The sequence below is a fragment of the Streptomyces lancefieldiae genome (genome assembly GCF_031845825.1).
Lineage (GTDB): Bacteria > Actinomycetota > Actinomycetes > Streptomycetales > Streptomycetaceae > Streptomyces > Streptomyces lancefieldiae.
In genome coordinates, this window is record NZ_JAVRFH010000054.1 from 18,110 (window position 1) to 41,817 (window position 23,708).

Genomic DNA, 23,708 nt, shown 5'->3' on the forward strand with positions numbered 1-23,708 from the left:
GTTCAGGTCCCCGCCGAAAGAGGCTTGCCGTGGTCCGGTCGTACTCCGACCGGACCACGGCAAGCCTCTTTCGCGTCTCAGCGTCTCAGCGTCTCCGGGCGAGGCACCGTTCCTACTGCGCCGCTCCCTTCCGCGCGAGGGCCTTGCGCGCGACGATCCTCTGCTTGGCGAAGGCGACGACGAGCACGAGCGCCGCGACGAGCAGCGACAGCAGCACGGTCGTGCGTCCGTCGTGCTCGGTGTCGGTCAGCATGTAGCCGAGCACGAAGACGATGACGGCCGCCGCCGCCCAGGTCAGATACGGGAACAGCCACATCCGTACCACCAGCTTCTCCGGTGCCTCGGCCTGGATGATCTTCCGCATCCGCAGCTGCGAGAAGCAGATCACCAGCCAGACGAAGAGGGCCACGGCGCCGGAGGAGTTGACGAGGAAGAGGAACACGGAGTCGGGGAACTCGTAGTTGAAGAAGACGGCGACGAAGCCGAACACCACGGACACGAGGATCGCCGTCCGCGGCACACCGTGCCGGGTGGTCCGGGCGAAGGCCTTCGGGGCGTCGCCGCGCTCACCGAGCGAGAAGGCCATGCGGGAGGCCGTGTAGAGCCCGGAGTTGAGACAGGACAGCACGGACGTCAGCACGATGAAGTTCATGATCTGACCGGCGTTCGCGATCCCGAGCGAGTCCAGGGCGGCCACGTAGGAGCCCTTGTCGATGATCGACTGCGAGTCCCACGGCAGCAGGGCGACCACGACGAAGATGGAGCCGAGGTAGAAGACGGCGATACGCCAGATGATGCTGTTGGTCGCCTTGGTGACGGCCCGCTGCGGGTCCTCGGACTCGCCGGCGGCCAGGGTGGGGATCTCGCTGCCCATGAAGGAGAAGACGACGAGCAGTACGCCGGTGAGGATGGCCCCGGCCCCGTTCGGCAGGAAACCGCCGTGCTCCGTCAGATTCCCCAGCCCCGCCTGCTCGCTGTCGACTCCCGGCAGCACTCCGAAGACGGCCAGCCCGCCGACGACGATGAACGCGGCGATCGCGACGACCTTGATCCCGGCGAACCAGAACTCGAACTCGCCGTAGGAGCCGACCGAGACGAGGTTGGTCGCGGTCAGCACCACCATCACGATCAGCGCCCAGCCCCACTGGGGCACGGTCGGCATCCACCCTTCGAGGATCTTGGCGCCGGCGGTCGCCTCCACCGCCAGCACGACGACCCAGAAGAACCAGTACAGCCAGCCGATGGAGAACCCGGCCCAGGGGCCGAGCGCCCGGTCGGCGTGCGCGGAGAAGGAGCCCGAGGTCGGGTTGGCGGCCGACATCTCACCCAGCATCCGCATCACCAGCACCACGAGCGTGCCGACGAGGGCGTACGACAGGAGGATGCCGGGTCCTGCGGTGGCGATACCGGAACTGGACCCCACGAACAGCCCGGCCCCGATCACGCCACCGATGGCGATCATCGACAGATGGCGGTTCTTGAGTCCGGCCTGGAGCCCGGACCCGGGTTCTCCGGGTCCTCCGGGTCCTCCGGGCCTTTCGGGGCCGTTTTCGGCCTGTGTCAGAGTCGGCTGCGAGGTCATGGGGGTTTTCCTTTGCGCCGGTCGAGCAGATTCCCGTACGAGCGGTGTACGAGCCGGACCAGTGAAACGGAGGTGAACGAATTCGGGAACCTTTGATTCCGGATCGTTACTTGACCTTTCCCTCAAGATCCATAGTTCTCCTCATTCCTCTTCCGCCCCGGCACCCGACGCTGCCTGCCCGCGACGCGCGTGTCACACTCGACCCATGCGCGTGTATCTCGGCTCCGACCATGCGGGCTACGAACTCAAGAACCACCTCGTCGAGTGGCTCGAGGCGGCGGGCCACGAGCCCGTCGACTGCGGCCCTCACCTCTACGACGCCCAGGACGACTACCCGCCCTTCTGCCTCCGCGCCGCCGAGCGGACGGCCGCGGACCCCGACGCCCTCGGCATCGTGATCGGCGGCTCCGGCAACGGCGAGCAGATCGCGGCGAACAAGGTGAAGGGCGTGCGCGCGGCGCTGGCCTGGAGCGAGGAGACGGCGTCCCTCGGCCGCCAGCACAACAACGCCAACGTCGTGGCCGTCGGCGCCCGCATGCACACGCAGGAGGAGGCGACGAAGTTCGTCGAGACCTTCCTCGCCACCCCGTTCTCCGGTGACGAACGCCACGTCCGCCGCATCGACATGCTCACGGCCTACGAAACGACGGGCGACCTCCCGCCCATCCCGCCGCACCACCCGCAGCAGTAGCACGCCGGCGAGCCTCCTCCGGCGCTGAGCGCCGGGGGAGGACGGGCCGACGCCCCGCAGGAGCGCAGGGGACGGAGACCCGCCGGGGTCCGGGAGAGCCCGGGACGAGTCCGGCTTCCCGTCCGACCGGGTCGGACGGGCGGGTGGGCGACCCCTCGTAGGGAACGCAGCCCCCGCCGGATCCGGGGCGGAGCCCGGGGCGAGTCCCGCTTCCTGCCCGACCGGGTCGGGCGGTGGGTGGGCGAAGGCAGGAAAGGACACCCCGTGCCGGAAGGGCACACGATCCACAGGCTGGCCAAGGACTACGCCACGGCCTTCGCCGGCACGCCGGTGCGCGTCACCAGCCCCCAGGGCAAGTTCTCCGACGCCGCCGACCTGCTCACCGGCAGCCGGCTCACCCGCACCGAAGCCCACGGCAAGCACCTCTTCCTGGGCTTCCGGCCCGCCGAGTGGATCCACATCCACCTCGGCCTCTTCGGCAAGGTCTCCTTCGGAGAAACCCCCGCGCCCCCACCCACGGACACCGTCCGCCTCCGCCTCGCCAACAGCACCGCGTACGTCGACCTCCGCGGCCCCACCACCTGCGCCCTGATCACGGACCCCGAGAAGCAGGCGATCCACGACCGCCTCGGCCCCGACCCCCTGCGCCCGGACGCCGACCCCCGCGCCGCGTACCGCCGCGTCTCCCGCAGCCGCACCACCGTCGCCGCCCTGCTGATGGACCAGAAGGTCATCGCCGGCGTCGGCAACGTCTACCGCGCCGAGGTCCTCTTCCGCCACGGCATCGACCCGTACCGCCCCGGCAGGGACATCACCCCCGCCGAGTGGGACGCGATCTGGCAGGACCTCGCCGAGCTCATGCGCGAGGGCGTCCGGAACAACCGCATCGACACCGTCCGCCCGGAACACACCCCCGAGGCCATGGGCCGCCCGCCCCGCGTCGACGACCACGGCGGCGAGGTCTACGTCTACCGCCGGGCCGAGCAGCCCTGCCACCTCTGCGGCGACGCCGTCCGCACCGCCGACCTCGCCGCCCGCAACCTCTTCTGGTGCCCTACCTGCCAGCCGAAGCGGACGTAGGCGACCGCCGTCAGAACCCGTGCGGCAGCCACGGCGCGACGTCGGACCCGAACCCCACCGACGCCTCCGCGAGCGCCCCCGGCCGCACCTGACGCACCCGCCCGGCCGCGCCCAGCGAAGCCAGGCTCACGCCCCCGAGATACGCCGCCCCCAGCTCCCGTACGGACAGGGCGAGGTCCGCCGGGTCGGACGTACGCTCGCAGGACGCGCCCTTCGCGTCCCCGCTCAGCCGCCAACGCCCCGCGTTCCAGGGGCAGAAGGCGTCGTCCACCTCGAACACGACGTCCACCGGCGCCTGGTACGTCCGCGCCGCGAGCGCGGCCCCCACGTCCACCAGCCGCACGTACAACGCGTCCCGCAGCAGCGGCCGGCACCGCCGGATGTCCGACACCTGGTACTGCCACGCCTCGTCGACCGGCCGCCCCCGCACGGCCAGCGTCGACGTCAGGTCGATGTCGAACAGGAAGCGCCACAGCGCGGCCTCGGTCGCCGGGTCCAGTCCGGCCAGGTCCTCCAGGACCACCGTGCCCCGGGGCCCCTCGTCCCCCCAGCCCGGCCCCACCCGGAACCGCGCGTACCCCGTGACCGCGCCGTCCCGCCGGGCGACCACGCACTGCAACGGCGACGCACCCTCCCGCCGGCTCTCCGGGTCCAGCAGCCCCAGCCGCTCCCAGCCGGGCCGCCGGGCCAGCATCCCGGGCCGCCCCGGCACCAGCCGCCCGTACACCCCCTCGCACGCGTCGAGGACGTCCGCGGGCGCCGCGTACCGCAGCCGTACGTCATCCGTACCGTCCGGCACGGACAGACGGACCCGGGTCGTGTCGATCTCGGCGTTCAGCTGGAAGGACGCGGCACCGTACCCGAAACGGCCGTAGATCGCCGGTTCGGAGGCCGTCAGCACGGCCAGCGGCTCACCCCAGGAACGCACGTCGTCCAACTGCCGCCGCATCATCGACGTCAGCACACCCCGCCGCCGGTGCGTGGCCGCGACGCTCACCATGGTGACGCCGGCGGCGGGCACCCCGGCACGGCCGGGCACGGTCATGCGGAAGCCGAACGCCCCCGCCGTCCCGACGCACTCGCCGGCCTCCCAGACGCCGAGCGAGCGGTCGGCCTCGGTCAGGGCCTCGTACAGCTTCAACTCCTCGGCGGACTTCGGGACCCCGCTGAAGGCACGGACCAGTGTCCCGTACCACTCGCTCCACTCGTCCCGCCGCAGCACGCGCGGCTCGGTCACCAGGTCACCGCCGTCATCACTCATGGACCATGCGTATCAGGGCCCGCGACGGACGGGCGAGGGAATTTCCGCCAGGTTGCGGCGCGACGTCCGTTCGTGAAGTTCACTGGGAATCCGGCCCCGGACGGGGGACAAGTGGGACCTCCCGTGCCAAGCGGCCGGTCCGATGGATAGGGTCCCGAACTAATGGCAGCAGGACGACAGCGGCGCGCGGAAGCCGAGACGTTCACGGCCCGGTGGAAGAAGCAGTGGCACCGGGCCCGCGTCGGCATGCGCAGATCCGCCGTCGACTACTTCCGCGGCGACGGCTCGGACTGGATCGCCCTGGCCGGACTGCTGTTGATGATCCCCGTGATCGCCGCCACCACGATGGCGAACTCCGTGTGGTGCTCACCGGCCGCGCTGGTCCTGCCCATCGTGGCGGGCGGCCTGCTGCTGCGCCCGGCGAGCCTGCTCGGCCTGTACGCGGCGGCTGCCACCGCGCTGATCGTGGAGTCGGTGCAACTGGGCCCGTACACCGAGGGCCCCTCCAGGGTCACCCCCGGCGTGGTGCTCGTCGTCGCGGCCTGCGGCTTCTTCGGCCTGCTGGTCGCGCAGTTCCGCAGCCGGGTCGGCGTGCCGTGGCGGCGCGGCGGCACCATGCTCTTCGACCTGCGCGAACGCATCCGGGTCCAGAGCAAGCTGCCCAAGCTGCCGACGGGCTGGCACCGGGAGATGGCGCTGCGCCCGGCCGGCGGCCAGTCCTTCTCGGGCGACTTCGTGGTCGCGGCCCGCACGAACGGCGGCCGGACGCTGGAGGTGGTCCTCACCGACGTCTCCGGCAAGGGCATGGACGCGGGCTCGCGCGCGCTGCTGCTGTCGGGTGCGTTCGGCGGACTGCTGGGCAGCCTGCCCCCGCACGCGTTCCTGCCGGCCGCCAACGGCTACCTGCTCCGCCAGGACTGGGACGAGGGCTTCGCCACCTCCATCCACCTCGTCCTGGAGCTCGACTCCGGCGACTACGAGCTGTACTCCGCCGGACATCCGCCCGGCCTCCAGCTCAGCGCGGGCACCGGCCGCTGGGAGGAGAAGTCAGCCGAGGGACCGCTGCTGGGTGTGTACGACGGGGCGCAGTTCGACCCGGTGAAGGGCACCCTCCGTCCCGGAGACGTGTTGATGCTGTTCACGGACGGCCTGGTGGAAACCTCCGACCGCGACATCACCGAGGGTATCGACCGCCTCACCGGCGAGGCCGACCGCTATGTCGCCGGCGGCTTCCACGGCGCCGCCTGGCACCTGATCGAGGCGGTGGCCAAGGACGTCAACGACGACCGGGCGCTCCTGCTGATCTGCCGGGAGGGCCCGACGGCCCAGATCCCGACGGCCCAGATCCCGGCGGACGCGAGCCAGGCGGACGCGAGCCGGACGGCCCGGCTCTCCACGATGGCGGACTGACACACTGGACCGCGTGTCCCACAGCCCAGCACCCACCTCCCCACCCACCCCGCCGCTCTCCCTGGCCGACGTCGAGGCCACCGCCCGCGCCGCCCATGCTGGACAGACCGACAAGGCGGGACGCCCGTACGCCGAACACCTGCGGGCCGTCGCCGAGGGCGTGCGGGCGCGCGGCGGTGACGACGAGCAGATCGCGGCGGCCTGGCTGCACGACGCCGTCGAGGACGACGCGCTCTCCGAGCGGTGGCTGCGCGAGGCCGCGCTGAGCCCCCGTACCAAGGACGTCGTCCTCGCCCTCACCAAGCGGGCCGGGGAGCCGCCCGAGGCGTACGCCGCGCGCATCCTCGCCACGCCCGGCGCGCGACTGGTCAAGGAGGCGGACCTGGCGCACAACGCCGACCCGGCGCGACTCGCGGTCCTCGACGCGGCCACCCGCACACGACTGACCGAGAAGTACGCACGGATGCGCGCACTCCTCGGCCTGGCCGATCAGAACCCGGCCGGTACGGAGGGCCCGGCCTCGTCCGGCTAGACGGAGACCTTCTCGCCGGCCTCGCTCGGTGCGCGTGTCCCGCGCACCCCGGTCGGCCGCACCCCGGCCTTCTCCTGCCTCTCGCGGTCCCGGGCCGCCTCGCCCGGGTCCCGCTTGAAGGCCCATTCCATCCTCGGCTCCACCACGCACCGCAGGACCCGCTGGACGGGCTTGGTGCACAGCAGCGTGATGACGACGGCGGCGAGGACGGACAACCCGATCTCACCGAGCGGCTGTTGCAGGACCGGCTCGTCGAACCAGCCCGCGTACGTGCCCTCCTTCACCAGGAAGCCGTGCAGCAGGTAGCCGTAGATCGTGCCCGCGCCGAGCGTCGTGAACCACATGCGCCGGCCCGGCACCCAGGCGAAGAAGCACGCCGTCAGCACGACCGAGCAGCCGAAGAGCGCGAGCGTCAGGACCGGCCCGGACCACCAGGGGGCGCCTCCGTCCTGCGCGGCGATGTTCCGGTAGAACCAGCTGGTCTCCATGCGCGGCAGCGACCACCGGGCGACGGCCACCGCCGCCACGACCACCGGCACGGACAGGATCCGCACCGAGCGGCGCCGCACCAGCCGGAAGTGCTCGGGCCGCAGCACCAGGCCCAGCACGAAGCACGGCAGGAACTGCAGCACCCGCTGCATGTTCAGGTCGTTCCCGATCGTGGGCGTCATGGAGGCCAGCGCCGCGATGACCAGGGCGATCGGCAGCGGCCGGCGGACCGTCTTCCAGATCGGGGTGGTCAGCCGCCAGACGAACAGCGCGCACAGGAACCAGAGAAGGTAGGTGGGGTCCAGCAGGCTGATGTCGTTGCCCGGGTCCTCGCTGAAGCGGCGGTGCAGCGCGTAGGCGACCTCGAAGACGAGGTAGGGGACGACGACACCGGTGACGAGCCGTTTGACGCGCTTGGGGCTGAGGTCGAAGCCGCGTGAGAAGTAGCCGGAGATGACGATGAACGCCGGCATGTGGAAGGTGTACAGGACGCGGTACAGGGTCTCCACGGCCGGGTTGCCGTCCAGGATCTGGCCCCAGGCATGCCCCAGGCCGACCAGCACGATCGCCAGGTACTTGGCGTTGTCGAAGAACGCGTCGCGCTGGTGGCCTTGGCCCGGCGGTGTCCGCTGATCCGGTGGCGGCGGCGTCTTCCGGCCGCCGTGCGGTCGCAGCGAGCTCGTCATGCAACCCCCCGCCAACAACTCGGCGGGTCGTCACAGGACCTCGCTGCTCTGGTGGGGGACGAGGCAGCGTAGAACATCTGAGGCACCCTAGCGTTCTCCGAGTGAATCCGTAAAACCCCTCGAAGTCATTTCTGTATTTCGACCCCGAACGCCCGCCGAGTGCCCCGCATTTCGGGGAACTCGCCCTCTCTTCCCCGTGTCGGCCCCCATCCCACCGAATGCCGTGCCGCACACCGGAGTGTCCGCCGGACCGCGCCGTCGACCGCCCCACTTGTCCTGACTCATCATGACTAAACCGTGCATAAGGCCGGAGGGCGACTCCGCTGCTATGTCCTCTTCAATGCCCTTAGGGGCCCCGTTGTCGAACCTGTGATCTCCCTGTGATGTCCCCGTCGATGTCCCCGTCGATGTGTCTGGCGATGTGTCTGGCGATGTGCCTGTCGCGACAATTCGAAATACCTGCGAACGAGTTGTGTGGGCATGGAAACGGAGTGGCTGGAATTCCCCACGGGTGTGCACTTTCGAATCTCTGTGCCGGGCGCGATGGTGGGGTACGTCCGCGTGCGCGGGGGAGTGCGCCACCCCTGGAGCCGGCCGGACGATGTGTCACCTGCCGCATGGAGGGCCCCGGTTGGTGGCACGATGGTTCTGGCGGGGGTGTGCGGGGCCGTACCCCCGGGCCGGGAGAGCGGACCGATCTGGGGTGTGATCAGTTGTGGCCATTTCACTGTCAGTGGTGCTGCTGTTGGCGATCATCCTGGTGGTGCTGATACGAGGGGGATCCCTCAAGGCGGGCCCGGCGGTCGTCGCGGTCCTCTTCGGCTTCTTCCTGGCCTCGACGGGCATGGCCGACGACATCCAGCGCTTCCTGGACTCGATAGCGGAAACGATCAACTCGATCCAGTTCTAGATCGGGTCCAGAGTCGGGTCGGATCGGTTCCGGGGCCGTTCCGGGGCCGTTCTGGATCGACTCGATCCGGTTCCGGGGCGCGCAAAGGCCTCAGGCCCGACCCCTGACGGGACCGGGCCTGAGGCCTCTCGGAGCGGGCGACGGGAATCGAACCCGCGTAGCTAGTTTGGAAGACTAGGGCTCTACCATTGAGCTACGCCCGCACAGTGCGCGCCGAAGGTCGGTGACCGCGGCACTGGAGGCATCGTAGCGGGTCACCCGCCCTTGCCGCACACCCCTTCCCGTCCGCACCGCGCGTGCGCGGCGCTCGGGAAACCGGGCGGCCCCCATGCCTGGCTGCATGTACCCTACGTGTCGCACCAGACGGGGTGTGGCGCAGCTTGGTAGCGCGTCCGCTTTGGGAGCGGAAGGCCGTGGGTTCAAATCCCGCCACCCCGACCATCCACCGGCCGCTGCCGTCCCACCGGCCACCGGCCACCGGTCACGGCGATTCCCAAGATCGCCTTTTGGGCCGTGTAGTCGCTGGCGTTACTATGCAAGCTGCACGCCCGTGTGTCTCAGCGTCTGAAGTCTCCGGGCGGCGAAACTTGCCGGACGCCCTCCGTTTCCGGCAGAACCCAAGAAGTCAGCCACCAAGGAGACCGAACCGTGAAGAGCGCCGTGGAGACCCTGAACCCGACCCGGGTTCGGCTCACTGTCGAGGTGCCCTTCGAGGAGCTCAAGGACAGCCTCGACGCGGCGTACAAGAAGATCAACCAGCAGGTCACGGTGAAGGGCTTCCGCAAGGGCAAGATCCCGGCCCGCGTCATCGACCAGCGGTTCGGCCGCGGTGCGGTCCTGGAGGAGGCGGTCAACGACGCGCTTCCGAAGTTCTACACCGACGCGGTCAACGAGGCCGAGCTGAACCCGCTCGGCCAGCCCGAGGTCGACATCACGGAGCTGAAGGACGGCGAGACGCTGAACTTCACCGCCGAGGTCGACATCCGCCCCTCCATCGAGATCCCGGACTACTCCGGCATCGAGGTCGAGGTCGACGCCGTCGAGGTCAGTGACGAGGACGTCGAGAAGTCGGTGGAGCAGCTGCGCGAGCGCTTCGCCTCCACCTCCCCGGTGGAGCGTGCCGCCGAGGACGGTGACGTCGTCACCCTCGACCTGCAGGCCAAGGTCGACGGCGAGGTCCTCGAGGACGGCGTCGCCGACGGTGTCTCGTACACCATCGGCTCCGGCGAGCTGCTGGACGGCATCGACGACGCCGTGAAGGGCCTGGAGGCCGGTGGCGAGGCCACCTTCACCTCCGAGCTCAAGGGCGGCTCGGCGGCCGGCAAGGAGGCCGAGGTCACCGTCAAGGTCACCCAGGTCGCCAAGCGCGAGCTGCCCGAGCTGGACGACGACTTCGCGCAGCTCGCGTCGGAGTTCGACACCCTGGAGGAGCTGCAGGCCGACAGCCGCAAGCGCCTCGCCGACATGAAGCAGTACGACCAGGCCACGCAGGCCCAGGAGCGCGTCCTGGACAAGCTGCTCGAGCTGGTCGAGGTCCCGGTCCCCGAGAAGCTCCTCGAGGACGAGATCAACACCCGTAAGCACAACCTCGAGCACCACCAGCTCGGCCAGATGGGTCTCGACCTCGCCAAGTACCTGGAGATCCAGGGCAAGACGGCCGAGGAGTTCGAGACCGAGACCCGCGAGGCCGCGGTCAAGGGCATCAAGACCCAGTTCGTCCTCGACGAGCTGGTCAAGCAGGAGAAGCTCAACGTCAGCCAGGAGGAGCTCACCGAGCACCTCATGCGCCGCGCCGCCTCCTCCGGCATGTCCCCCGACCAGTTCGCCCAGGCCGTCGTCGAGCAGGGCCAGGTCCCGCTCCTCGTCGGCGAGGTCGCCCGCGGCAAGGCCCTGGCCGTCGTGGTCGAGAAGGCCACGGTCAAGGACACCAACGGCGAGATCGTCGACCTGGACGACGAGGAGGAGGAGACGGAGGCCGCGGAGGCCGCCGCCGAGTCCACCGACACCGCCGAGGACAAGGCCGACGAGAAGACCGAGGGCTGAGCCCCACGGCACCTGTGACGCCGTGACGACGGCCCCGAGAGGCGTTCGCCTCTCGGGGCCGTCGCGTTACGCCCTCAGGGGATGCGCGGGGCGCCGCCGGCGGGCGGATCCGCCGTGCGGGCGCGAGGACCGCGGACCACCCGCGGCCGCTCGCACACCGGCCTCCGGCGGCGCCCGCCGTGCCCCGTCACCCAGCGGAGCGACATGCGCTCACAGCGAACACCGCGGGAACCGGGATTGCACCGCAGGGCCACCGCGTTAGGGTCCATGAATACGAGGGCAGGGGAGTCCCCGAAACCGGCCGGACGGCCCCACGCCCCGGCAGAACACGTGAGACGGCCCGGCGCCGTCGTAAGACGAGCAGGTGGATACGTGACGAATCTGATGCCCTCCGCCGCCGGCGAGCCCTCCATCGGTGGTGGCCTCGGCGACCAGGTCTACAACCGGCTGCTCGGCGAGCGGATCATCTTCCTCGGCCAGCCGGTCGACGACGACATCGCGAACAAGATCACCGCACAGCTGCTGCTCCTTGCCTCCGACCCGGAGAAGGACATCTACCTGTACATCAACAGCCCGGGCGGTTCGATCACGGCGGGCATGGCGATCTACGACACCATGCAGTACATCAAGAACGACGTGGTGACGATCGCGATGGGTCTGGCGGCCTCGATGGGGCAGTTCCTGCTCAGCGCGGGTACCCCGGGCAAGCGCTTCGCGCTCCCGAACGCCGAGATCCTGATCCACCAGCCCTCCGCCGGACTGGCCGGTTCGGCCTCGGACATCAAGATCCACGCCGAGCGGCTGCTGCACACCAAGAAGCGCATGGCCGAGCTCACCGCCCAGCACACCGGCCAGACGATCGAGCAGATCACCCGCGACTCGGACCGCGACCGCTGGTTCGACGCCTTCGAGGCCAAGGAGTACGGCCTCATCGACGACGTGATGACGACGGCCGCCGGCATGCCGGGCGGCGGCGGCACCGGGGCCTGAGAGCCCTCTGCGGGCCCCCAGCCGGGGCCCCGGCGTGCCCCAGCCAGCCCTCAGCCGACCGCCTCAGCCCCTTCCCAGGAGACACTGTGAACGACTTCCCCGGCAGCGGCCTGTACGACCGCTCGCGTGCCGAGTACACCGGCCTCAGCGCCGAGTACACCGGCCCGACCGCCGAGTCCCGCTACGTCATCCCGCGCTTCGTCGAGCGCACCTCGCAGGGCGTGCGGGAGTACGACCCGTACGCGAAGCTCTTCGAGGAGCGCGTGATCTTCCTCGGCGTGCAGATCGACGACGCCTCCGCCAACGACGTCATGGCGCAGCTCCTGTGCCTGGAGTCGATGGACCCCGACCGGGACATCTCGGTCTACATCAACAGCCCCGGCGGCTCCTTCACGGCGCTCACGGCCATCTACGACACGATGCAGTACGTGAAGCCGGACATCCAGACGGTCTGCATGGGCCAGGCCGCCTCCGCCGCGGCCGTCCTGCTGGCCGCCGGCACGCCGGGCAAGCGCATGGCGCTGCCGAACGCCCGCGTCCTGATCCACCAGCCGTACAGCGAGACCGGCCGCGGTCAGGTCTCCGACCTGGAGATCGCCGCGAACGAGATCCTGCGGATGCGCTCGCAGCTCGAGGAGATGCTGGCCAAGCACTCCACCACGCCGGTCGAGAAGATCCGCGAGGACATCGAGCGCGACAAGATCCTCACGGCCGAGGACGCGCTGAGCTACGGCCTGATCGACCAGATCATCACCACCCGGAAGATGGACAACTCCTCTCTCCGCTAGGCGGGAGGCTGTATCGTCTGCCGCTCCTTGGCACGGTTTGACGCGGTTCACGTCAAAGCGAACCGTGCCAAGGGGGGCCCGGACGGGGGGCCCGGCAAGGTACCGTCGACATAAGGCAGCACCAGGAGTCCGCTGGACGTTGACGTGACGTCGACGTCCAGGCGTCTCCCAGGCGAAGGGGAAGCACACCGTGGCACGCATCGGTGACGGCGGCGATCTGCTCAAGTGCTCGTTCTGCGGAAAGAGCCAGAAGCAGGTCAAGAAGCTCATCGCAGGGCCCGGTGTGTACATCTGCGACGAGTGCATCGATCTCTGCAACGAGATCATCGAGGAAGAACTCGCCGAGACCAGCGAGGTGCGCTGGGAGGAGCTCCCGAAGCCCCGCGAGATCTACGAGTTCCTCGAGAGCTACGTGGTCGGCCAGGAGGCGGCCAAGAAGGCCCTCTCCGTCGCGGTGTACAACCACTACAAGCGGGTCCAGGCCGGTGAGAACGGCGGCGCCCAAGGCCGCGAGGACGCCATCGAGTTGGCGAAGTCCAACATCCTGCTGCTGGGCCCCACGGGCTCCGGCAAGACCCTCCTCGCGCAGACCCTGGCGCGCATGCTGAACGTCCCCTTCGCGATCGCCGACGCCACGGCGCTCACGGAGGCGGGGTACGTCGGCGAGGACGTCGAGAACATCCTGCTGAAGCTGATCCAGGCGGCCGACTACGACGTCAAGAAGGCCGAGACCGGGATCATCTACATCGACGAGATCGACAAGGTCGCGCGCAAGAGCGAGAACCCGTCGATCACCCGGGACGTCAGCGGCGAGGGCGTCCAGCAGGCCCTGCTGAAGATCCTGGAGGGCACCACGGCCTCGGTGCCGCCGCAGGGCGGCCGCAAGCACCCGCACCAGGAGTTCATCCAGATCGACACGACGAACGTCCTGTTCATCGTGGGCGGTGCCTTCGCGGGCCTGGAGAAGATCATCGAGGGCCGGGCCGGCGCCAAGGGCATCGGCTTCGGCGCGACGATCCGCTCCAAGCGGGAGATCGAGTCCAAGGACCAGTTCGAGCAGGTCATGCCGGAGGACCTGGTGAAGTTCGGGATGATCCCCGAGTTCATCGGCCGGCTGCCCGTCATCACCTCGGTCCACAACCTCGACCGCGAGGCCCTGCTCCAGATCCTCGTCGAGCCCCGCAACGCACTCGTCAAGCAGTACGAGCGCCTCTTCGAACTCGACGGCGTCGAGCTGGACTTCGAGCGCGAGGCCCTGGAGGCCATCGCCGACCAGGCCATCCTCCGCCAGACCGGCGCCCGCGGCCTGCGCGCCATCATGGAGGAGGTCCTCCAGGGCGTCATGTACGAGGTGCCCTCCCGCAAGGACGTCGCCCGCGTCGTCATCACGGCCGACGTGGTCCTCTCCAACGTCAACCCGACGCTGATCCCCCGGGATTCGCGGGGGCGGGGCTCGGGGGAGCAGAAGACGGCGTAGCCGTCGCCGTACGCACGAAGGCCGAAGGGGCCCGGTCGACCGACCGGGCCCCTTCCGCGTCGCCGTTCCGGCGTCAGATCTTGACGCGGACTTCCTTGCGGAGCTTGGCGGTGACGTCGGCCGCCTCGGCCGGGTCGGTCTTCTTGCCGGCCGCGATGTCCAGGAGGCTCATCGGCATGGCGAAGCCGAGCGTGCTGTGGTCGGCCCAGCCGCAGTACGTGATGTTCATCGTCTTCGGCGCGTTCGGTCCGCCGTCGGAGTTGTCGAACGTGGCTTCCTGGCACTTGACGACGGCGCCGTCGAGGGAATCGGGCTTGTACTCCTTCGGCTCGCCGACGAAGGTCACGTCCTGGTCGCTGCCGCCCTTCTGGCTCTCCTTCTTCATGTGCGCGAACATCGCGTCGAGGGCCTTCTCCGGGTCGTCGATCGAGCCGTAGACGCCACCGAACGTGAGCTGCTTACTGGCCAGCGGGTTTTCCTTGTTCTCCGTCGCGTACGAGGCGCTCACGTCCTTGGCGTCCTTCACCCCCCACTCCGCGGCGTCCTTCATGTCGCCGGCGTCCATGCCGCCGCTCTCGCTCTCGTCCTGCTTGTACTCGCCGAGCACCGTCTTCGGAGTCGTCAGCTTGTGCGGGCCGTCGTCGGCGATGTCCGAGCCGCCGCCCCCGCCGCCGCCCAGCACGAAGTACGCCCCGACGCCGATCGCCGCCACGACCGCGACCGCGCCGATGATCAGGCCCGCCTTCTTCTTGCCGCCGCCGCTCGGGGCCGGGGGCTGGGGCACGCTGTAGGGCTGCTGGCCGTAGGGAGGCTGCTGACCGTACGGGGCCTGCTGACCGTAGGGGGCCTGCTGGCCGTACGGCGGCTGCTGCGGCGGGACGCCGCCGCCCTGCTGGGGCTGCTGCGGGTAGCCGTAACCCGGCTGCGGCGGCGGAGGCGTCTGCTGGGGGTAGCCATAGCCGGGCTGGGGCGCCTGCGGCGGCTGCTGGCCGTACGGGCCCGGCTGGCCGTACGGCCCGGGCTGCTGGGGCTGCCCGCCGTACGGGCCCGGCTGGTTGTGACTCATCGCTGGGTTCCCCCTCCAGATGTTTACGTGATGCCGACATCCTGACGCAGTCCTGGCGTGCGCAGGTCACCGGGGGCCGCACCGTTACGAACGAAACGCGTTTCGGTACACGGTCGTGACGCCCGTAAACTGACCCCCGTGACCGAGAACACTCAGCAGCCGCAATCAGCGCCCACGACCGAACTGCCGACCCAGTACACGCCGGCCGAGGTAGAGGGGAAGCTGTACGAGCGCTGGGTAGAACGGGGCTACTTCGAGGCGGACGCCAAGAGCGACAAGCCGCCGTACACCGTCGTCATCCCGCCGCCGAACGTCACGGGCAGCCTGCACCTCGGGCACGCCTTCGAGCACACGCTCATCGACGCCCTGACCCGCCGCAAGCGGATGCAGGGGTACGAGACGCTGTGGCAGCCCGGCATGGACCACGCCGGCATCGCCACGCAGAACGTCGTCGAGCGGGAGCTGGCCAAGGAGGGCAAGTCCCGGCACGACCTCGGCCGTGAGGCGTTCGTCGAGCGCGTCTGGCAGTGGAAGGGCGAGTCCGGCGGGCAGATCAGCGGGCAGATGCGCCGCCTCGGCGACGGCGTCGCCTGGTCGCGTGAGCGGTTCACCATGGACGAGGGCCTGTCCCAGGCCGTCCAGACCATCTTCAAGCGGCTCTACGACGACGAGCTGATCTACCGCGCCGAGCGCATCATCAACTGGTGCCCCCGCTGCCTGACCGCGATCTCCGACATCGAGGTCGAGTACCAGGACGACGACGGCGAGCTGGTCTCCATGAAGTACGGGGACGGGGACGACACCATCGTCGTCGCCACCACCCGCGCGGAGACGATGCTCGGTGACACGGCGGTCGCCGTCCACCCGGACGACGAGCGCTACAAGCACCTGGTCGGCAAGCTCATCAAGCTGCCGCTGACCGACCGTTCCATCCCGGTCGTCGCCGACGAGCACGTCGACCCCGAGTTCGGCACCGGCGCCGTCAAGGTGACGCCCGCCCACGACCCGAACGACTTCGAGATCGGCCAGCGCCACGACCTGCCCGCCATCGCGGTCATGGACGAGCACGCGGTCATCACCGCCCACGGCCCCTTCCTGGGCCTGGACCGCCTGGAGGCCCGCTCCGCCATCGTCGCCGCGCTGCGCGCCGAGGGCCGGATCGTCGCCGAGAAGCGGCCCTACGTCCACAGCGTCGGCCACTGCTCGCGCTGCAAGACCACCATCGAGCCGCGCCTGTCCATGCAGTGGTGGGTCAAGGTCGGCCCGCTCGCGAAGGCCGCCGGCGACGCGGTCCGCGACGGCAAGGTCAGGATCCACCCGCAGGAGATGGAGAAGCGGTACTTCGACTGGGTCGACAACCTCCACGACTGGTGCATCTCGCGCCAGCTGTGGTGGGGCCACCGCATCCCGGTCTGGTACGGCCCGAACGGCGAGATCGTGTGCGTCGGTGCGGGCGAGGAGCCGCCGAGCGGCGAGGGCTGGCACCAGGACTCCGACGTCCTGGACACCTGGTTCTCGTCGGGCCTGTGGCCGTTCTCCACCCTGGGCTGGCCCGGGCAGACCGAGTCGCTCGCGAAGTTCTACCCGAACTCCGTCCTGGTCACCGGCTACGACATCCTCTTCTTCTGGGTCGCCCGGATGATGATGTTCGGCCTCTACGCGATGGACGGCACCCCGCCGTTCCACACCATCGCCCTGCACGGCATGGTCCGTGACCAGAACGGCAAGAAGATGTCCAAGTCCTTCGGGAACGTGGTCAACCCGCTGGACTGGATGGACAAGTACGGCTCCGACGCCCTGCGGTTCACGCTCGCCCGCGGCGCCAACCCGGGTGTCGACGTCCCGATCGGCGAGGACTGGGTCCAGGGCTCCCGCAACTTCGCCAACAAGATCTGGAACGCCACCCGCTTCGCGCTGATGAACGGCGCGACGGTCCAGGGCCCGCTGCCGGACGCGTCGAGGATGTCCTCGACCGACCGGTGGATCCTCTCCCGGCTGAACTCGGTCGTCGCCGAGGTCGACGCGTACTACGAGGACTACCAGTTCGCGAAGCTGTCAGACGCGCTGTTCCACTTCGCCTGGGACGAGGTCTTCGACTGGTACGTCGAGCTGTCCAAGACGACGTTCCAGGCGGGTGGCGAGGCCGCCGAAGTCAGCAAGCGCGTCCTGGGCGAGGTCCTCGACGTCACGCTGCGGCTGCTGCACCCGGTCGTCCCGTTCGTCACCGAGACGCTGTGGACCACGCTCACCGGTGGCGAGTCGGTCGTCATCGCCGAGTGGCCGACCGACTCGGGCTTCCGGGACGCCGACGCCGAGCGGGAGATCGAGACGCTCCAGTCCGTCATCACCGAGGTCCGCCGCTTCCGCGCCGACCAGGGCCTCCAGCCCGGCCAGCGGGTTCCGGCCCGGCTCACCCTGGAGGGCACCGCGCTCGCGGCGCACGAGGCGGCCGTCCGGCAGCTGCTGCGGCTCCAGCCGGAGGGTGAGGGCTTCTCGGCGACGGCGACGCTGCCCGTCGCGGGGGTCGAGGTCGCCCTCGACCTCTCCGGGGTCATCGACTTCGCCGCCGAGCGCAAGCGGCTGGCCAAGGACCTCGCGGCTGCGGAGAAGGAGAAGGCGCAGGCCAACGCCAAGCTGGGCAATGAGGCGTTCCTCGGGAAGGCGCCGGATCACGTCGTGGACAAGATCCGGGGGCGGTTGGCCAAGGCGGACGAGGACATCGCCCGGATCACTGCGCAGCTGGAGAAGCTGCCGGAGGCGTAGGCGCCGGTTCTACGTCGGTGAAGGCCCCGGAGCTGGATCGGCTCCGGGGCCTTCGGTTGCCGTCGGGTGGGTGCGCAGCCCGGCGCGACGGGGTGCCGCTGCGCCCACCCGTGCCGCCCCAAGCGGCACGACTGCCCGCAGCTACGCACGCCGGCGACCCTCCGTAGACTGGTCCCGTGAGCGACATCCCCGGCGAGAACGACCAGCCCGAACCCCTCGACTCCTTCGACGAGATCATCGACGCGGAGACCACCCGCGACCCCGACCTCGCCGTCATCGAGGCCGGCAGCCGCACCCTGCGCACCCAGGGCGGTCCCCCGCAGGCCGACATCCCCGGGCGCCCCGAGGATCCGGAGGTGGACGCGGCGCTGCGCGCGGTGGAGACGGAGCTCGCGACCCGCTGGGGCGAGACCAAGCTGGAGCCGTCCGTCACCCGGATCGCCGCGCTGATGGACGTGCTGGGCGACCCGCAGCGGACGTACCCGTCCATCCACATCACGGGGACGAACGGCAAGACCTCCACCGCCCGCATGATCGAGGCCCTGCTCGGCGCCTTCGACCTGCGCACCGGGCGGTACACCTCGCCGCACGTGCAGTCCATCACCGAGCGCATCAGCCTGGACGGGGCGCCGATCGCCGCCGAGCGGTTCGTCGAGACGTACGCGGACATCAAGCCGTACGTCGAGATGGTGGACGCCCAGCAGGAGTACCGGCTGTCCTTCTTCGAGGTGCTGACCGGCATGGCGTACGCCGCCTTCGCCGACGCGCCCGTCGACGTGGCCGTCGTCGAGGTCGGGATGGGCGGCTCCTGGGACGCCACCAACGTCATCGACGGGGACGTCGCCGTCGTCACCCCCATCGACCTGGACCACACCGACCGGCTCGGTGAGACGCCCGGCGCGATCGCGGGGGAGAAGGCCGGCATCGTCAAGCAGGGCGCCACCGTGGTCCTGGCCCAGCAGCCCGTGGACGCGGCGCAGGTACTGCTGAAGAAGGCCGTGGACGTGAACGCCACGGTGGCGCGGGAAGGGCTGGAGTTCGGGGTCGTCGCCCGGCAGGTCGCCGTCGGCGGGCAGCTGATGACCCTGCGTGGGCTCGGCGGCGAGTACCCCGAGGTCTATCTGCCGCTGCACGGCGCCCACCAGGCGCACAATGCGGCCGTCGCGCTGGCCGCCGTCGAGGCGTTCTTCGGCGTCGGGGCGCAGCGTCCCGAGCCGCTGGACATCGACACCGTGCGCAAGGCGTTCGCCGCCGTCGCCTCGCCGGGGCGGATGGAGGTGGTGCGGCGCTCGCCGACCGTGGTGCTGGACGCCGCGCACAATCCGGCCGGCGCGCGGGTCACCGCCGAGGCGGTCGGGGAGGCGTTCCAGTTCAGCCGGCTCATCGGCGTGGTCGGCGCGAGCGGCGACAAGAACGTGCGGGGGCTGCTGGAGGCCTTCGAGCCGGTCTTCGCCGAGGTCGTCGTCACCCAGAACTCCAGCCACCGCGCGATGGACGCCGACGAGCTGGCGGCCATCGCCGTCGAGGTGTTCGGCGAGGACCGGGTCCAGGTCGAGCCGCGGCTGCCGGACGCCCTGGAGGCCGCGATCACGCTGGCCGAGGAGGAAGGCGAGTTCGCGGGCGGCGGTGTGCTCGTCACCGGTTCCGTCATCACTGTCGGCGAGGCCCGACTGCTTCTCGGAAGGGGCTGAGAAACGCGTGCGTACGCTCTGTGCTTCGACTCTGATCGGCGAGGTCTTCGTGATCGGCTTCGCCGCACTGGTCGCCATGAAGGACCCCGACCTGTCCATGGGGACGGTGTGGACGGTCAGCGGCATCGCGATGTTCCTGTGCGTGCTGCTGTCCGGTGCGGTCACCCGGCCCGGCGGCGTCGCCCTCGGCTGGGCGCTGCAGATCGCCCTGGTGGCCTCCGGGTTCGTCGTGCCGACGATGTTCTTCCTGGGCGCGGTCTTCGGGGCCCTGTGGTGGGCCTCGGTGCACTACGGGCGGAAGATCGACGAGGCGAAGGCGAGGTTCGCGGCGCAGGCCGACGCCTCCGCACCCGACGCTGCCTGACGCTGCGTGACCGGCGCCGCGACACGCCCGGTAACCTCAGTCATCACCTCGTGCCAACGCGGCCTCCGCACAAGCGCACACCCGCATATTCCAAGGAGCCCCTCGTGACTCAGCGCAGCCTCGTCCTCCTCAAGCCCGATGCCGTCCGTCGTGGCCTGACCGGCGAGATCATCAGCCGTATCGAGCGCAAGGCCGGCTGGCAGATCACCGCGCTGGAACTGCGCACCCTGGACGCCGAGACGCTGGAGCAGCACTACGGCGAGCACAAGGGCAAGCCCTTCTACGAGCCGCTGGTCGAGTTCATGGCGTCGGGCCCGGTCGTGGCCATGGTCGTCGAGGGCGAGCGGGTCATCGAGGGCGTGCGCGCGCTGGCCGGCCCGACCGACCCGATCGCCGCCGCTCCCGGCTCCATCCGCGGGGACTTCGGCGTGATCGTCCGGGAGAACCTGATTCACGCCTCCGACTCCGAGGAGTCCGCCGAGCGCGAGCTGAAGATCTTCTTCCCGGGCCGCGTCTGATCCGTCTCCGGGACACGCCGGACACACCTTTTTTCTGACGCGACGTCAGGCCAATGGGCCGCGGCAGACCGGGGCGGTCGTGTAAAAGCGACCGCCCTGTGGCATATGCGCGCCTGATCGGGGGAACGGATGCCTCCGTTGGCCCGTCTCCACAAGCGGGGCGATGCGCCATCTGCTGACAATGGCGAAGACCCTCGCGCAGTGTTCGCGAAAGCGCGTCTACGATGGAAGCCTCCACGCGTCACTGCACCCACCTCGCCTACCTGAAAAGCCCTCAAAAGCTCCCGGGAAGGCCAGTCGAATCCTGATGGGGAACTCAATGTCGTTCATCGGCCGTGACATGGCTGTCGACCTCGGGACCGCCAACACGCTGGTGTACGTCAGGGGTCGCGGGATCGTACTCAACGAGCCGTCCGTCGTCGCGATCAACACCAACACCGGTGGCATCCTCGCGGTCGGCGCCGAAGCGAAGAAGATGATCGGGCGCACCCCGGGCAACATCGTTGCCGTGCGCCCGCTGAAGGACGGCGTGATCGCCGACTTCGAGATCACCGAGCGGATGCTCCGCTACTTCATCCTGAAGATCCACAAGCGGCGGTATCTGGCTCGCCCGCGGGTCGTCGTCTGTGTGCCCTCGGGCATCACCGGCGTCGAGCGCCGCGCCGTCATCGAGGCGTCGTCCCAGGCCGGCGCCCGCCAGGTGCACATCATCGAGGAGCCCATGGCCGCGGCCATCGGATCCGGCCTGCCGGTCCACGAGGCCACGGGCAACATGGTGGTCGACATCGGCGGCGGCACCACGGAGGTCGCGGTCATCTCGCTCGGCGGCATCGTCACCGCCCAGTCCATCCGTGTCGCGGGTGACGAGCTGGACAACGCGATCATCCAGCACGTGAAGAAGGAGTACAGCCTTCTGCTGGGTGAGCGCACGGCCGAACAGATCAAGATCACGATCGGTTCGGCGTACGACCTCGACGCCGACGAGCACACCGAAATCCGCGGCCGGGACCTCGTCTCCGGGCTGCCCAAGACCGTCGTCATCTCCGCCGCCGAAGTCCGCAAGGCGATCGAGGAGCCGGTCAACGCGATCGTCGACGCCGTCAAGACGACCCTCGACAAGTGCCCGCCGGAGCTGTCCGGCGACATCATGGACCGGGGCATCGTGCTGACCGGCGGCGGCGCGCTGCTGCGCGGGCTCGACGAGCGGCTGCGCCGGGAGACCGGGATGCCGATCCACATCGCCGAGGACCCGCTGGACAGCGTCGCGCTCGGTTCCGGCAAGTGCGTCGAGGAGTTCGAGGCACTCCAGCAGGTGCTGGACGCCCAGCCCCGCAGATGACGTGACACCTGGGTTCCGCCGTACGAGACGATCTCCTCTCGTGCGGCGGATCGTTGATATAGAGGGTTCCGGTACCTGACGTACCCGGAGTTCCGGGCGTACGTGAAGTGCCGGACGTACGGGAAGTGCCTGACGCACGTGAAGTGGCTCAAGGCCTCGCGTACCCGAAGTGCCGAATCACCTGCATTCCTGAACACCGCCACGTAATTCCCGAATTCGACGAGGAAGGCACGGCCGCCGCACGTGAGGGACACGAAAGAGAGCCGGCTGCTCCTGGTGCTGCTGATCGCCATCGCGTTCGCACTGATCACGGTGGACATCCGCGGCGGGGAGGACTCACCGGTCGACGGCGCCCGGCGGGCCGCGGCCACCGTCTTCGGTCCGATCGAGAACGGGGTGTCGTCCGCGGTCGACCCGGTCGGCAACGCGGTCTCCGCGATCCGTGACTCCGGCGACCGGCACGACCGGCTCGCCGAACTGGAGACGCAGAATGCGGCCTTGAAGGCGAAGCTCGGCAGCGACGAGCGCGGACGCAGCCGCCTGAAGCAGTTCGACAAGATGCTCGGGCTCGCCGGCGCCGGCCAGTACGGCATCAAGGGTGCCCAGGTCATCGCCATAGGAGCCGCGCAGGGCTTCTCCTGGACCATCACCATCGACGTCGGCGCCGACGACGGCATCAAGCGCGACATGACCGTCCTCAACGGCGACGGCCTGGTGGGACGCGTGACCACCGTCGGCCCGAGCACCGCCACCGTGCTCCTCGCCAACGACCCCGACTTCACCGTCGGCACCCGGATGGAGGCCGGTGACGAACTCGGCTTCGCCTCCGGCCAGGGCGGCCGCCCCATGCGGGTCGAACTCCTCAACGGCAAGGCGGACGTCGACAAGGGCGACCGCCTGGTCACGTTCGGCTCCCAGGCCGACAAGCCGTTCGTGCCCGGCGTGCCCGTCGGCGTCGTCTCCCGCGTCGACCCCTCCGGCGGCGACCTGACCCGCACCCTCGACGTCACGCCGTTCGTCAGCTTCACCAAGCTCGACATCGTCGGCGTCGTCGTCCAGGCCCCGCAGAAGGACCCGCGCGACACGGTGCTCCCGGACAAGCCGAAGCCGGAACCCACGCCGACCGTGACGGTGACCGTGACCCCCTCCGCCGGGGCCCCCGCCGACGGCCAGTCGCAGACCGGGCCGGACGAGCAGACCGAACAGAACGAGCAGACCGAACAGAACGAGCAGTAGGAGCTTTCACCCCATGCGCGTCAACCGGATCCTGCTGTCCGTCGCCCTGGTCGTCGTCGCCCTGGTGCTCCAGGTGAGCGTCCTCGCCCGCCTCCACCTGCCCGGCGCCGTCCCCGACCTGCTGCTGCTCACCGTCCTCGGCCTGGCCCTCGTCTACGGCCATGTCGGCGGCGCCCTCGTCGGCTTCGGCGCCGGACTCCTCGCCGACCTCGCCCCGCCCGCCGACCACGCCGCCGGCCGCTACGCCCTGGTGCTCTGCGTCATCGGCTACCTCGCCGGCCTCGCCAAACCGGAGAACGGCCGGCTCAGGTCGGCCACCGGCCCCATGGCCGTCGTGGTCGTCGCCGCCCTCGGCACCACCCTGCTGTACGCCGGCGTCGGCGCCCTCGTCGGCGACACCACCGCCCGCCATGTCGGCCTGCCCGGCCTGCTGTTCACGGCCGCCCTCTACGACCTGCTGCTCGCGCCCTTCGTCGTCCCCGGCGTCATGGCCCTGGCCAGACGCGCCGACAACGACCCGCTGGCCGACAGCGGTTCCGCGGGCCAGAGCGCCGACATCTCCTCCGGCTGGCTCGCCGGCGGCACGGGGCTGCGCATCGGCAGCCAGCGCAACGGACTGCGGGTGAAGGCGGCGCGGGCGCGGATGGCCCGGGCCGGACGCATCAAGGGGGTCAAGCGGCTGTGACGACGCTGACGACGCCGTACCACCCGTACGCCCGCACCGGCACGTACACACGCCGAGAGGGGGAGGCAGCCGCAGTGTCCCACCCCCACCCGTCGCCCACCACCACC

At 70.0% G+C, this 23,708-nt stretch carries 20 protein-coding genes and 2 tRNA genes; 17 read left to right on the forward strand and 5 right to left on the reverse strand.

Translation table 11 applies throughout. The features are described 5' to 3' along the window. Positions 1 to 112: 112 nt before the first annotated feature. Positions 113 to 1,582, reverse strand: a complete 1,470-nt coding sequence (locus tag RM812_RS33930) for an amino acid permease (protein ID WP_311581867.1) — start codon at positions 1,580 to 1,582, stop codon at positions 113 to 115. A 205-nt stretch (positions 1,583 to 1,787) separates the two neighbouring features. Between RM812_RS33930 and RM812_RS33935 the strand changes: the two genes are divergently transcribed. Together RM812_RS33935 and RM812_RS33940 are read left to right on the forward strand one after the other, a co-directional pair. Next, positions 1,788 to 2,273 (forward strand): ribose-5-phosphate isomerase, encoded by a 486-nt coding sequence (locus RM812_RS33935; RefSeq protein WP_311581870.1) that lies wholly within the window; start codon positions 1,788 to 1,790, stop codon positions 2,271 to 2,273. A 264-nt stretch (positions 2,274 to 2,537) separates the two neighbouring features. Further along, positions 2,538 to 3,353 (forward strand): Fpg/Nei family DNA glycosylase, encoded by an 816-nt coding sequence (locus tag RM812_RS33940; RefSeq protein ID WP_311581873.1) that lies wholly within the window; start codon positions 2,538 to 2,540, stop codon positions 3,351 to 3,353. Positions 3,354 to 3,363: 10 nt separating this feature from the next. Here RM812_RS33940 and RM812_RS33945 read toward each other — a convergent pair whose 3' ends face one another. Continuing rightward, the gene (locus RM812_RS33945) at positions 3,364 to 4,614 is read right to left on the reverse strand and encodes a GNAT family N-acetyltransferase (RefSeq protein ID WP_311581875.1); all 1,251 of its coding nucleotides are present in this window, start codon (positions 4,612 to 4,614) and stop codon (positions 3,364 to 3,366) included. Positions 4,615 to 4,776: 162 nt separating this feature from the next. On the opposite strand from RM812_RS33945, the gene RM812_RS33950 reads away from it, so the two are divergent. Both RM812_RS33950 and RM812_RS33955 read left to right on the forward strand, forming a co-directional pair. Further along, the gene (locus tag RM812_RS33950) at positions 4,777 to 6,024 is read left to right on the forward strand and encodes a PP2C family protein-serine/threonine phosphatase (protein ID WP_311581878.1); all 1,248 of its coding nucleotides are present in this window, start codon (positions 4,777 to 4,779) and stop codon (positions 6,022 to 6,024) included. A gap of 13 nt (positions 6,025 to 6,037) precedes the next feature. Further along, complete coding sequence (locus RM812_RS33955) at positions 6,038 to 6,556, forward strand: HD domain-containing protein (RefSeq protein WP_311581881.1); 519 nt, start codon at positions 6,038 to 6,040, stop codon at positions 6,554 to 6,556. Here RM812_RS33955 and RM812_RS33960 read toward each other — a convergent pair. After that, positions 6,553 to 7,731 (reverse strand): acyltransferase family protein, encoded by a 1,179-nt coding sequence (locus RM812_RS33960; protein WP_311581884.1) that lies wholly within the window; start codon positions 7,729 to 7,731, stop codon positions 6,553 to 6,555. The two genes, RM812_RS33955 and RM812_RS33960, sit on opposite strands and share 4 nt — an antisense overlap. Before the next feature lie 715 nt (positions 7,732 to 8,446). Here RM812_RS33960 and RM812_RS33965 point away from each other — a divergent pair. After that, the gene (locus RM812_RS33965; RefSeq protein ID WP_150949237.1) at positions 8,447 to 8,641 is read left to right on the forward strand and encodes a hypothetical protein; all 195 of its coding nucleotides are present in this window, start codon (positions 8,447 to 8,449) and stop codon (positions 8,639 to 8,641) included. Between the two features lie 132 nt (positions 8,642 to 8,773). On the opposite strand, the gene RM812_RS33970 is transcribed toward RM812_RS33965, so the two are convergent. Continuing rightward, a tRNA-Gly gene (locus tag RM812_RS33970) sits at positions 8,774 to 8,844 on the reverse strand. Between the two features lie 161 nt (positions 8,845 to 9,005). Here RM812_RS33970 and RM812_RS33975 point away from each other — a divergent pair. The 5 genes from RM812_RS33975 to clpX all read left to right on the forward strand — a co-directional run bounded on the left by RM812_RS33975 (position 9,006) and on the right by clpX (position 13,939). Next, a tRNA-Pro gene (locus RM812_RS33975) sits at positions 9,006 to 9,082 on the forward strand. 207 nt (positions 9,083 to 9,289) lie between these two features. Then, complete coding sequence (tig, locus tag RM812_RS33980; protein WP_311581888.1) at positions 9,290 to 10,684, forward strand: trigger factor; 1,395 nt, start codon at positions 9,290 to 9,292, stop codon at positions 10,682 to 10,684. A gap of 384 nt (positions 10,685 to 11,068) precedes the next feature. Beyond that, complete coding sequence (locus RM812_RS33985; protein WP_311581934.1) at positions 11,069 to 11,674, forward strand: ATP-dependent Clp protease proteolytic subunit; 606 nt, start codon at positions 11,069 to 11,071, stop codon at positions 11,672 to 11,674. Between the two features lie 86 nt (positions 11,675 to 11,760). After that, positions 11,761 to 12,462 carry an ATP-dependent Clp protease proteolytic subunit gene (locus RM812_RS33990; protein ID WP_311581890.1) on the forward strand — a complete coding sequence of 234 codons (702 nt, stop codon included), beginning with the start codon at positions 11,761 to 11,763 and terminating at the stop codon, positions 12,460 to 12,462. 190 nt (positions 12,463 to 12,652) lie between these two features. Then, positions 12,653 to 13,939 carry an ATP-dependent Clp protease ATP-binding subunit ClpX gene (clpX, locus tag RM812_RS33995; protein ID WP_121710244.1) on the forward strand — a complete coding sequence of 429 codons (1,287 nt, stop codon included), beginning with the start codon at positions 12,653 to 12,655 and terminating at the stop codon, positions 13,937 to 13,939. Positions 13,940 to 14,012: 73 nt separating this feature from the next. On the opposite strand, the gene RM812_RS34000 is transcribed toward clpX, so the two are convergent. Next, the gene (locus tag RM812_RS34000) at positions 14,013 to 15,005 is read right to left on the reverse strand and encodes a hypothetical protein (protein ID WP_311581894.1); all 993 of its coding nucleotides are present in this window, start codon (positions 15,003 to 15,005) and stop codon (positions 14,013 to 14,015) included. 138 nt (positions 15,006 to 15,143) lie between these two features. On the opposite strand from RM812_RS34000, the gene RM812_RS34005 reads away from it, so the two are divergent. The 7 genes from RM812_RS34005 (at position 15,144) to mreD (ending at position 23,601) form a co-directional block, all read left to right on the forward strand. Next, a complete protein-coding gene (locus tag RM812_RS34005) occupies positions 15,144 to 17,768 on the forward strand; it encodes a valine--tRNA ligase (protein WP_311581897.1) in 2,625 nt (874 codons plus the stop codon). Between the two features lie 176 nt (positions 17,769 to 17,944). Then, a complete protein-coding gene (gene folC / locus RM812_RS34010) occupies positions 17,945 to 19,459 on the forward strand; it encodes a bifunctional tetrahydrofolate synthase/dihydrofolate synthase (RefSeq protein WP_311581900.1) in 1,515 nt (504 codons plus the stop codon). Between the two features lie 7 nt (positions 19,460 to 19,466). Beyond that, positions 19,467 to 19,823 carry a DUF4233 domain-containing protein gene (locus RM812_RS34015; RefSeq protein ID WP_311581903.1) on the forward strand — a complete coding sequence of 119 codons (357 nt, stop codon included), beginning with the start codon at positions 19,467 to 19,469 and terminating at the stop codon, positions 19,821 to 19,823. A gap of 104 nt (positions 19,824 to 19,927) precedes the next feature. Next, positions 19,928 to 20,341 carry a nucleoside-diphosphate kinase gene (gene ndk / locus RM812_RS34020; protein WP_007449819.1) on the forward strand — a complete coding sequence of 138 codons (414 nt, stop codon included), beginning with the start codon at positions 19,928 to 19,930 and terminating at the stop codon, positions 20,339 to 20,341. Between the two features lie 319 nt (positions 20,342 to 20,660). Beyond that, positions 20,661 to 21,680 carry a rod shape-determining protein gene (locus RM812_RS34025; protein WP_019325389.1) on the forward strand — a complete coding sequence of 340 codons (1,020 nt, stop codon included), beginning with the start codon at positions 20,661 to 20,663 and terminating at the stop codon, positions 21,678 to 21,680. A gap of 243 nt (positions 21,681 to 21,923) precedes the next feature. Continuing rightward, on the forward strand, positions 21,924 to 22,916 hold the full coding sequence (gene mreC / locus RM812_RS34030; protein ID WP_311581915.1) for a rod shape-determining protein MreC: 993 nt from the start codon (positions 21,924 to 21,926) through the stop codon (positions 22,914 to 22,916). 13 nt (positions 22,917 to 22,929) lie between these two features. Continuing rightward, positions 22,930 to 23,601, forward strand: a complete 672-nt coding sequence (gene mreD, locus RM812_RS34035; RefSeq protein WP_311581918.1) for a rod shape-determining protein MreD — start codon at positions 22,930 to 22,932, stop codon at positions 23,599 to 23,601. The last annotated feature ends 107 nt before the right edge of the window (positions 23,602 to 23,708 follow it).